The sequence below is a fragment of the Brevundimonas sp. Root1423 genome (assembly GCF_001426805.1).
On record NZ_LMFL01000017.1, the window covers coordinates 91,472 to 100,278 of the forward strand.

The 8,807-nt window shown below is 70.3% G+C and carries 8 protein-coding genes; 6 read left to right on the forward strand and 2 right to left on the reverse strand.

Annotation, left to right across the window (positions count from 1 at the left end):
- Positions 1-7: 7 nt before the first annotated feature.
- Complete coding sequence (locus ASD25_RS12165; RefSeq protein ID WP_055832507.1) at positions 8-793, forward strand: endonuclease/exonuclease/phosphatase family protein; 786 nt, start codon at positions 8-10, stop codon at positions 791-793.
- Here the strand turns inward: ASD25_RS12165 and ASD25_RS12170 are convergent.
- Positions 732-2,195, reverse strand: a complete 1,464-nt coding sequence (locus tag ASD25_RS12170) for a phospholipase D-like domain-containing protein (RefSeq protein ID WP_055832509.1) — start codon at positions 2,193-2,195, stop codon at positions 732-734. The two genes, ASD25_RS12165 and ASD25_RS12170, sit on opposite strands and share 62 nt — an antisense overlap.
- Positions 2,196-2,384: 189 nt before the next feature.
- On the opposite strand from ASD25_RS12170, the gene ASD25_RS12175 reads away from it, so the two are divergent.
- From ASD25_RS12175 to ASD25_RS12185, 3 genes are all read left to right on the forward strand, one after another.
- Positions 2,385-2,573 (forward strand): hypothetical protein, encoded by a 189-nt coding sequence (locus ASD25_RS12175; protein WP_055832511.1) that lies wholly within the window; start codon positions 2,385-2,387, stop codon positions 2,571-2,573.
- Positions 2,574-2,699: 126 nt separating this feature from the next.
- The gene (locus ASD25_RS12180; protein WP_055832513.1) at positions 2,700-5,201 is read left to right on the forward strand and encodes a hypothetical protein; all 2,502 of its coding nucleotides are present in this window, start codon (positions 2,700-2,702) and stop codon (positions 5,199-5,201) included.
- A gap of 112 nt (positions 5,202-5,313) precedes the next feature.
- On the forward strand, positions 5,314-5,913 hold the full coding sequence (locus ASD25_RS12185; protein WP_055832515.1) for a hypothetical protein: 600 nt from the start codon (positions 5,314-5,316) through the stop codon (positions 5,911-5,913).
- Here ASD25_RS12185 and ASD25_RS12190 read toward each other — a convergent pair.
- Positions 5,877-7,055 (reverse strand): MFS transporter, encoded by a 1,179-nt coding sequence (locus ASD25_RS12190; RefSeq protein ID WP_055832517.1) that lies wholly within the window; start codon positions 7,053-7,055, stop codon positions 5,877-5,879. The genes ASD25_RS12185 and ASD25_RS12190 overlap by 37 nt on opposite strands.
- Before the next feature lie 49 nt (positions 7,056-7,104).
- Between ASD25_RS12190 and ASD25_RS12195 the strand changes: the two genes are divergently transcribed.
- Positions 7,105-7,476, forward strand: a complete 372-nt coding sequence (locus ASD25_RS12195; RefSeq protein WP_055832519.1) for a DUF423 domain-containing protein — start codon at positions 7,105-7,107, stop codon at positions 7,474-7,476.
- A gap of 28 nt (positions 7,477-7,504) precedes the next feature.
- Positions 7,505-8,479, forward strand: a complete 975-nt coding sequence (gene pip, locus ASD25_RS12200) for a prolyl aminopeptidase (protein WP_055832521.1) — start codon at positions 7,505-7,507, stop codon at positions 8,477-8,479.
- Positions 8,480-8,807 lie beyond the last annotated feature (328 nt).

Genomic DNA, 8,807 nt, shown 5'->3' on the forward strand with positions numbered 1-8,807 from the left:
CGATTCAATGCCCCGCCTGCTGACCTACAATGTGCACCGTTGCGTCGGCGTTGACCGACGGCTGGACGTCGGGCGGGTCGCGGGCGTCATAGCCGAGCATGAGCCCGACATCGTCTGCCTGCAGGAACTGGACGTCGGGCGGGCGCGAACCGGTTTCGTCGATCAGGCCCAGTCGATCGCCGACCAGCTGGCCATGACTTTCCACTTCCACGCCGCCATGCGCGTGGAAGCCGAGCAGTACGGCGACGCCATCCTCACCGCCCGACCCGAGCGGCTGATGAAGTCAGGTCCGCTGCCGACCATCCGCGGCGTTCCCGGCCTGGAGCCCCGCGGCGCGCTGTGGGCGGCGATCGATATCGACGGCGCCACCCTGAACGTCATCAACACCCATCTGGGGCTGGTTCCCCGTGAGCAAAGGCTCCAGGCCGCCGCCCTGATCGGTGGAGACTGGCTGGGCCATCCGGACTGCACCGGCCCCACCCTGCTGACCGGCGATTTCAACGCCACCTCGGTGACCCGCCCCTATCAGGCGCTGGCCTCGAAACTCGCGGACTGCCAGCGCAGCCTCGGGCTGCGGCCTTCGGTCAAGACCTTCCCGTCCAGCTTCCCGGCCATCCGCATCGACCACTGCTTCACCAGCCCCGAAGTCGTGGTCACCGGCGTCAAGGCGCCGTTCTCGCCTCTGGCGCGGATGGCGTCCGACCACCTGCCGCTGATCATCGACTTCGAGATCAGGACTGCCCGGGCGCCGGCAGGGTCCGGTGCGACCGCGTCCGGCGCTTCCAGGGCCTGAAGGCGTCGCGGGTCGAGGTCGGATCGCCGAGCTGGAACTCGGCGATGATCCGTTCCGCGCGAGACGGCGGCTCGGCGCCCAGGGTGTGCATCCGCCCCGTGTCGAACCGTTGAATGGCCTGGCCCACCGTTCCGGCTGTCGCCTCGGCCGCCGCGAACTCGGCCGCCTTGATGCCGATCCAGTGACCGATCGTACGGTGGCGGAAGGCGCGGATGGCGTCGCGTCCGGCCTGGTCCACGGGCTCGGCCGCGACGTCGCATTCAGTGTCGAAGCCAAAGGAGCGGTTGTTCAGATTCGTCGAGCCGACGCGCAGGACCGCATCGTCATAGATCGACACCTTGGCGTGAACGATGATCCGCTCGCCGCCCTTGGTGTAGGGCGTGAAGGCGAAGAAGCGGTTGTGCCGGTCCGCCTGCTCCAGCCGGAAAAGAATTTCCGACCGCGCGGTGTCCATGGTGATGCGGTCGAACCAGCTGGGGCTGCTGCCTGTCGACACCAGCACGATTTCCGGCCCGTCCTCCTCCGCCAGGCGTTCGGCCAGGGCCGTCGCGATGACGGGCGAGGTGAAATACTGGTTCTCAAGATAGATCAGCTTCCTCGCGCCGCGGATGGCGTCGAGGTGCAGCGCCTCGTTCTCGCGCACCTCGGCGCGCCCGCCCGTGGCCGGCTCGGTGCGCGCGATGGCCACCGGCACGTTCCGCATGTCCGGCTCGACGCCGTCGGGCCAGGGGTCGGTGTCGACCTTGTCGGACACTGTCCGCTCCCAGGTCGAGCGGAACCATCGCTCGCGCGCGAGATCCCCGAGGGCCCGCGCCGCGGCGCCGTCCATAACCGCCATGACCTCGTGGCGCGGCGACGGGATTTCCCCCGACGGCTGGCAGCGTCGCGGATCCCCGTCCAGATGCTCTTCCGAGTCCCAGCGATCGGTCGATATGTCTCCCCCACCGCAGAAGGCCACGGCGTCGTCGATGATGACGGCCTTCTGATGATGACAGGCGCCGATGGGACCCGGCTGGTCGAGCCGGAATTCGACCATCCGCTTGCGGAACCAGCCCTGCGCCCTGTGCGGATAGAATCCCTGGGACGCCGCGATCAGGAGGGGCGACTTCCAGATCAGCAGTCGGACATCGAGGTCCGGATTCGATTTCACCAGCATGCGCAGCTGATGGCCGATCTGGGCCTGGTGATCGTTGTGGGGACTCTCGGGGTCCAGCCGGGTGCGCGGGTCGAACTGCCAGCCAAGGATGACGATGGACCGCCGCGCCTTGGCCAAGGCCGAGCGCAGGGCTTCGAAATAGGCGGCGTTCTCCATCAGCACGGCGAAACGGTCCGCCGTCTCCGCCCGCCAGCAGTTGTGGCCGGGTTTCAGCAAACTGCGGCTGTCGTCCTTGAAGTCGGTCATGGCGCGGTCTGGCCCATTCACGTGGCGGGCGCTGGTCGCCTCAAGCTTTACAGGACGCGCACCGGCCCTTTCCGTTCCATGGCTTGATGCGGATGGTCAATGGTGACGCTTTGTTCATGTCGCCCCCGATTGTCCGAACGCGGTTTTGGGTGCATAAGATTTGCCGCAGTCGGGACAGGGAGATCGGCGATGCAGGCGCTGATCGAGTTTATCGCGGGATTCGTCGCCATTCTGGCCGCCGCTGCCCTGTCGCAGTTCGGTCTCGACCTCGACACGCCGCAAAAATCCCAGCGTGAAATCCATCGTGTCCGCGACTGTGACGACGCGGCCTCGGCCGCGATCTTCTCCGCTTCCTCCGATCGCAAGCGGGACTGCTGATCCGCGACGTGGACTTCGCCGGATTCGTTGGTCGTCGCCTTTGCGCGCCGCGATTGACTCGTTAGGGTCGTTGCGTCCTATCGCGCGTCGGTCGCCGACGCCGCTCCGTGACGAGATCGCCGCACCATGAAGCCACCCCGCCAACGGCCCCCGCTGAACCTGACCGAACCGGATCCGGAGGCCGGGATCGCCGACTCCGCGCCCGCGGCGGATCAGCCGCCGGCCGAGCCCGTCGCCGACCGTCCGATGTCCGAGCGCCGCAAACGCCGGCTGGCCGAGGAGCAGCGCCGTGCCGAGGAGCGAGCGGCCGTCGAGGCGGCTCGCGCGGACCCCTGGCCGGCCGGTGCGCTCGAGCTGGCGGTGTCCGCCGACGCGCCGCCGGTCGCCCGCGACCCCGCCCCTGTGCCGACATCGGTGCGCCGGCGCGAAACCGCCGCGCCGTCGGGCCGGCACGCCTATCTGGTCGCCGGCGTCGCCTCGGCCCTGTGGATCGGCGGCGTCGCGGCCTGGTTCATGTACGAGTTCGGTTCGGGCGCCGTGGAGCTGGAGCCGTTGCGGTTGGCGGTCTATGCGCTGATCGCCCTGGCCCCGGCCGGTATGGCGATCATGCTGGCCCACGCCGTCCGCCAGGGCGCCGGCCTGGCCGTCGAAACCCGCCGCGCCCGCGAATTGTCCGAGGCCCTCGTCGCTCCGACCGCCCTGGCGGCGCAGCAGACCGGCGAGGTCCTTCAGTCCCTGCGCAACGACATTGATCAGGCGTCGCTCGCGGCCGAGCGGGCCCGCAACGATATGGCCCTGTTGCGCGAAGCCCTGTCGCAGGAAACCACTCGTCTCAACGAGGCCGCCGAGGTCGCCGGCCGCACCGCACGCAGGCTGACGGAACAGCTGGGCGGCGAACGCACCCAGATGGCGGCGCTGGGCGTCCAGCTGGACTCCCAGGCTGCCGGCGTGATCGACGCCGTCGAGCGCCAGTCGCGCATGGTGGTCGACGCCTCGGACCTGGCCCAGACCCAGCTCCGCGAAGCCGAGGCCGCTCTGGCGGCCCGGGCCGCGGATTTGGCCGCCGCCGCGGGCGAGGCCCAGGACGCCGCGCGCGTGGCCGCCGACGATCTGGCCCGGCAGACCCTGCGCCTCGAGAACGCCGGTTCCGGCGTCGCTGAACAGATCCAGTCCGTCGAGGAAGGCCTGGGCCAGCAACGTGCGGCGCTGGTCACCGCCGCCTATGCCCTGCGCACCGATCAGGAGGACTTCTCCGCACAGGTCGAAAGCCAGCGGGCCCAGCTGACCGAACAGCTTTCGGCCAGCCGCACGGCCGCCGGCGAACTGGGCGAGACCTCGACCCGCACGGCCGAAACGATCAGGGATCTGGTCGAGGCCGCGACCGATCAATTCCGCGCCCTGGTCGAGATGTCCCAGCGCGAGGCCGATGGGTTCGACGCGGCCACCAAGCTGGCGCTGGACCGGTTCGAGGCCTTGGCCGCCGAGGCGCGCGACGCGCTCGTCGAGGAAACCCGCCTGGCGCTGTCGGCGCTGCAGGCCACAGCCGAGGAATCCCGCGCCGCCGCCGCCGAGGCGGCTGAACAGGCCAGCATGCGGGCGGACCGGCTCGGCGAAGCCCTGTTCGAAGCGGCGCAAAAGGCCGATCAGGCGGCCGACGCCCGCGTCGACAGCGCGCGCAAGATCGTGGTGGAGACCGGCGGACTGGTCGACGAGGCCGGCGAACGGGCGCTGGAGCAGCTGGAATCCACGCTCGAACGCATGAATGCGGCCCTCGCCCGGATCGGCGAGACCATAGGCGATCTGGACGAACGCGCCGCCCGCCTGCCGGAAGAGGCGCAGAAGCGGATCGACGCCGTGCGAACGTCGGTGGAAGACGGCCTGGCGGCCCTTTCCGCGGCCTCCCAGAAGGCCGCCGCCGACACCGAGGCGCTGGACTCCGGCTTCCAGGAGCGGGTGCGCCGCAACTACGACATGCTGACCGAGGCCGTCCGGCTTATGGGGGTGGTGTCGGGCGACACGCCGGCCATCCGCCGCCGTGAACCCGCGCCGGTTTCGCCCCCGGTCGAACCGGAAGCCCCGCGCGAGCGCCCCGCCAAGGGGGAGGAATCGCGCGGTTTCGGCCTGCGCGGGCGGCTGAAACTGGAGCCGATGCCGGGTTCGGCGCCGCCGGCGACATCGACGGAAGACCGTCTGGGCTGGAGCGACCTCGTCGACGACGGCCCCGGCGAGGCGCCGCTGGACCTCGATACGCCGGTCATGCCGGTCGCCGACATCGCCGGACTGGAGGACCGCGTCATCGCCGCCATCCGGCGCATGGGCGTCGATCCCAACGCCCTCCTGCCCCGGTCCCGCATCGAGGAGGCCGCGCAGGCTGTGGCCCAGCGGGATCCGGACCGCGCGCGCCAGATCGTCCGCCGCGTGGCGCCCGCCGCGGTGCGCAGCGTCTCCCGCCGGGTCCTGACCGATCCGGATCTGCGCGGAGACGCGGAGGCCTACGTCCGGGCCTTCGCCCGCGATCTGACGGCGAGAGCCGACGCGGGCGACGCGGCCGGCATCCAGGCCCGCCTGACCTCCGACGGCGGCCGGGCCTATATGTTGCTGGACGCCGCCATCGGCGATCTCGCCTGACACGGGAACGGGCATGCGAGACCGGTCCCGAAGGCGATTTCGTCTTGACGGGGGCCACGGGATGGCGACACCGTTCGCGCTGTCACGCATCTGTCACGCGTAAGCAGGGTCCATGCCCGACATAGCCGACGAGACGCCGCCCGATCATCGCCCCGCGATCGTGATCTGCGCATATGACGCCGATGACACCGGCTGGGACCCCGTCGAGGACCTGTCCGGCCGACCCTGGAGCCCCTCCGGGGTTCGAACGGTCGCTGTCCCGGGCGGAGAGCCCGACGTCCTGGCCGAAACCCTGGCCACGCATCTTGACGACCGGCACTGCCGGGCCGTGTTGCTGGTGGGGCGCACGCGCCGCAGCGCCGCCTTCAGATTGCAGATCCGGGCCGAGAACCGTTCACTGGACGGCGTGCGGCGCCTCACGAGCGTCGGTCCCGCCGTCGCAAGGGCGACGGCGCCGGCGGCGGACATCGTCGGCGCGCTCAACGAGGCGGGGCTGCGGGTCGAGACCAGCTCGGACGCCGAGGACGATGCGGGCAGCTATCTGCTGTACCGGGTGCTCTCGGCCCTGCCGGAAGGGCTGGACACGCCGGCCGTAGGGCTGCTTCGAGCGCCCGAAAACGCCTCCGACGCCGAGGTTCAGCGTGCGGTGAAGGCCGCGGCCGAGGCGATGGCGCGTCACCTGTCGCCCCTGCCCCGCTCGCGCGCCAGCTGACCTCGCAGCGGGAGCGCGGCCAGCAGGCCGGCGGCCGCCATCGCCGCCATCGCCCAGTAGCCGCCTGCCCCGTACCGGTCGTAGAGGGCGCCTGACGCGGCCGTGGCCAGACCGATCAGGACCCCGGCCGACAGCACCGAACTGAGCATCTGCCCCGCGGTCTGGCTGTCGCGCGGGGCCAGCTGCTCGACGATCTGGATTCCCGCGAGAAAGGTGGCCGCGAAGGTCAGGGCGTGCAGCCCCTGCAGGGGCCACAGCAGCCACAGCGGCGGGGCGAAGGCCATGGCGCTCCAGCGGACCACGGCGGCGGCCGCGCCGACGACGAGCATGATCCAGGGATCGACGCCCGCGCGGCGGCGCCAGGGTTCGAACAGCCACATCAGGGCGATCTCGGCCACGACGCCGAAGGCCCAGAGCTGGCCGGTGACGGCCTCGCTGATCCCCTCGGCCTTCCACAGGATGGCGGAGAAGCCGTACTGGTAGGCGTGCGCCGCCTGGACCGCGCCGATGGCGAAGATGGCGGTCATGAAGGTCGGGTCCTTCACCAGCCGGCCGAGGCCGCGGAACCGTTCGCGGCCGCGCAAGGGCGCCCCATCGGCCGCCGGCTCGGGCGGCAGGGCCAGGACCGCGACCACGGCCAGGCCGAGGGAGGCGACGACCAGCCAGACGATGATCGCGTCGGCCGGCAGGGTCAGCAGCATCGCGCCCATGACCATGTTGGCGGCGACGAAGGCCGCGGAGCCGAAGGCCCGGGGCAAGGCGAAGGTGTAGCCCAGCCGGCCGGCCAGACGCAGGTTCAGCACGTCGGTCAGGGGCACCAGAATCCCCATGGCGGTGGCGCCGACGAACCAGCAGGCCGCCCAGGCGAGATAGCCGTCCACGAGGCCGGCGGCGCCGTAGCCGAGCGTCATGACCACGCCCAGCAGGGCGATGGGGGTGCGCCGGAGTCGGAAGCCGTCGGCCCAGACCGCCAGCAACGGGCCGGTGATGATTCTGGCCAGCATGGGGACGGCCAGCAGGGTCCCGATCTGCGCGCCGCTCAACCCCCGCGAGCTTAACCATAAGCCTGCAAACGGAAGGCTGACCCCGGTGGCGCCGAAGAGCAACACATACTGCAAAGCCAGGCGCTGGGCGGCGGTCATGGAGCGCGCAATAGCAGACTCGCAGGATTCTGTCGGCTAGCGTTCCGTCATGAAAGTGATGCGCAGCCTGGCGGTCTTCGCCGCCGTGAACGGAGCGATGGCCGTGGCCATCGGCGCGTTCGCCGCCCATGGCGCCGGGCCGCAGATCAAGACCCTGCTGACGACCGGCGGCCACTATCAGCTGGTCCACGCCGTGCTGGCCCTGGTCTGCGCCATCTGGCCGTCCGGTTCGCGTCTCGTGGCCGCGGCCGGCTGGCTGGCGGCGGCGGGCGGACTGGTGTTCTGCCTCGCCCTGTCGGCCGTCGCCCTTCTGAGCCTGCCTGTCATGGGAGCGGTCGCCCCGATCGGCGGCGTTCTGATGATCGCGGCTTGGCTTTTACTCGCCGTTACCGCATTGCGGTCACAAACCGTCACCGCCTGAACGGCGCGAACAGAGATCCGATTATCGTATGGCTTTCCCTGCGCCCGAAACGTCCCGCCGTGAACTGTTCCCCGAGATCGAGCCCTACGCCACCGGCTACATGCCGACCGGCGGCGTGCACGAGATCTATTATGAGGAATGCGGCAATCCCCAGGGCCTGCCGGTCGTCGTCCTGCACGGCGGCCCGGGCGGCGCGGTCAATCCGGGGATGCGGCGCTATTTCGATCCCGCGAAATACCGCATCGTCCTGTTCGACCAGCGCGGCTGCGGCCGGAGCCGGCCCAACGCCTCGCTGGAAGAGAATACGACCTGGACGCTGATCGAGGACATCGAGCGCCTGCGCGAGCTGCTGGGCGTCGACAAATGGGTGGTGTTCGGCGGCAGCTGGGGATCGACGCTGTCGATGGCCTACGCCATCACCCATCCCGAGCGCGCCGAGGCGCTGCTGCTGCGCGGCATCTTCCTGCTGACCAGGCCGGAACTGCACTGGTTCTACCAGGACGGGGCCTCCAACATCTTCCCCGACGCCTGGGAGCGATTCCTGGCCCCCATCCCCGAGGACGAGCGCCACGATCTGATGGGCGCCTACTACAAGCGGCTGACCGGCGACGACAAGGCGGAGCGCGAGCGCTGCGCCATCGCCTGGTCCAGCTGGGAAGGCGAGACCGTCAGCGTCGAGGGCCCGGACGCGCGTCCGGACAAGTTCGCCGAGCCCGAGTTCGCGGTCGCCTTCGCCCGCATCGAATGCTGGTACTTCATGAACGGCGGCTTCTTCCCCGAGGAAGGCTGGCTGCTGAAGAACATCGGCCGGATCAGGCACATCCCCTGCTGGATCGCCCAGGGACGGTTCGACGTGGTGACGCCGATCGCCAGCGCCTGGGCCCTGCACCGGGCCTGGCCGGAAGCGAAGCTGGACATCGTCAAGGACGCCGGCCACGCCTCGACCGAGCCCGGCATCGTCGACAGCCTCGTCCGGGCCACGGACTGGGCGGCGGGGCTCTAGGTTTCAAAGACCGGAGCGAGGTTCTCCCTCCCGCTTGAGGGAGGGTGCGGCCTTCCCATCCGCTCATCCCCGCCAAAGCCGGGACCCAGTGCTTTGGGTGATCCGGCGGCTCCGGTGATCTTCGTCCGCCCGTCCCATGCAGCGTGCGCCGCGAAAGAACGGGGTCCCGGCTTTCGCCGGGATGCACGGAATCCATTGCCATTTTCAAAGACCGGGCAGGCTGAAGCGCTCGCCGGCGTTTCCGCCGGAAAGGGACGGGGAGGTCGCGGAGCGCGGGCGGCTAGCCCGGAACCGATATGTGGCCCCCTGCTTTCGCGTTACGGGGACC